A 1,723-nucleotide genomic window follows, 5' to 3' on the forward strand; every position below is an offset into this window, starting at 1 on the left:
GACCTCCTGGTCCCGCGCGCGCCGGGCCCGGCGGACGGCGGGGGGCGGCCGTGAGCGGAGCCACGACGGCGACGGCAGCGGGACGGGTGCGGCCGACCGTACGAGCGACAGATCCACCGGCAGATCTGCTGGCAGATCGAGCGGCAGATCCACCGACAGGAACACGGACAGGAGGGGACCGATGAGCGGGACGGGCACATGCCAGCGCCCCGGGTGCGAGGGCTCGTACGAGGACATGGGCGGCGGTGAGCTGTACTGCGACACCTGCGGTCTCGCCCCGGTGGTGGGCGCGCGCGGCGAGCTGTCCTCGCCGGCCACGGGCGTCTCGGGCGGCGGCCGGGCCAGCGGGCGCTCCGCGCGCGGCAGTTCGTCGTCGCGCGCCTCCTCCCGGGCGTCCTCGCGCTCCGCCACCTCCCGCCGTTCGGTGTCCGGCCGGCTCTCGCTGGCGCAGTCGGGCACGACACCGAGCGGCCGGTCGGTGTCGGTCCGCAGCTCGGGTGTGTCCTCCACGACCTCGGGGCGCGGCAGGCTGGGCGCCGGGCTGGTCTCCGTACCGGACGTGCCGCGTCCGGATCCGCGGGCGGCGGTGATGGAGAACGCGGAGGTGCCGGAGCGCAAGCGGTTCTGCTCGCGCTCCGACTGCGGGGCGCCGGTGGGGCGTTCGCGCGGTGACCGGCCGGGCCGTACGGAAGGGTTCTGCACGAAGTGCGGCCACCCGTACTCGTTCGTGCCGAAGCTGACCCGGGGCGATGTGGTGCACGGGCAGTACGAGGTCAAGGGCTGCCTGGCGCACGGCGGTCTGGGGTGGGTCTACCTGGCGATCGACCGTGCCGTCTCGGACCGCTGGGTCGTCCTCAAGGGCCTGCTGGACACGGGCGACCAGGACGCGATGGAGGCGGCGATCTCCGAGCGGCGCTTCCTCGCCGAGATCGAGCACTCGAACATCGTCCGCATCTACAACTTCGTGGAGCACCTCGACCAGCGGACCGGCTCCATGGACGGTTACATCGTCATGGAGTACGTGGGCGGGAAGTCGCTCAAGGAGATCGCCAACGAGCGGCGGACGGCCACCGGTCAGCGGGATCCGCTGCCGGTGGAGCAGGCGTGCGCGTACGGCATCGAGGCGCTGGAGGCGCTGGGTCACCTGCACAGCAGGAACCTGCTGTACTGCGACTTCAAGGTCGACAACGCGATCCAGACCGAGAACCAGCTCAAGCTCATCGACATGGGCGCGGTCCGCCGGGTGGACGACGACGAGTCGGCGATCTACGGCACCGTGGGGTACCAGGCGCCGGAGGTGGCGGAGACGGGTCCTTCGGTGGCCTCGGACCTGTACACGGTGGCGCGCACGCTCGCGGTGCTGACCTTCGACTTCCACGGCTACACGAACGTGTTCGTGGACTCGCTCCCGGACCCGGACACCATCGAGGTGTTCCGTACGTACGAGTCGTTCTACCGCCTGCTGGTCCGGGCGACGGACCCGGACCCGGCGCGGCGGTTCTCCTCGGCGCTGGAGATGGCGGAGCAGCTGACGGGGGTGCTGCGGGAGGTCGTGTCGCTCCAGACGGGGCGCCCGCGCCCGGCGCTGTCGACGCTGTTCGGCACGGAGGTACGGGTCACGGACACGGAGCTGTTCGCGCAGCCGACGGAGGACGTGTCCCGCCTGGGCGCGCGGACGGCGCGCCGGAAGGGGCGGGGGGCGAGGCGGCCGGCGGCACCGGCG

At 72.5% G+C, this 1,723-nt stretch carries 1 protein-coding gene; it reads left to right on the forward strand.

All coding sequences use genetic code 11. From position 1 onward, the window contains the following. Window positions 1-181: 181 nt before the first annotated feature. The coding region (locus GT042_RS03585; protein ID WP_161307237.1) for a serine/threonine protein kinase at window positions 182-1,723 on the forward strand (1,542 nt) is incomplete at its 3' end.

Source organism: Streptomyces sp. SID3212, assembly GCF_009865405.1.
Lineage (GTDB): Bacteria > Actinomycetota > Actinomycetes > Streptomycetales > Streptomycetaceae > Streptomyces.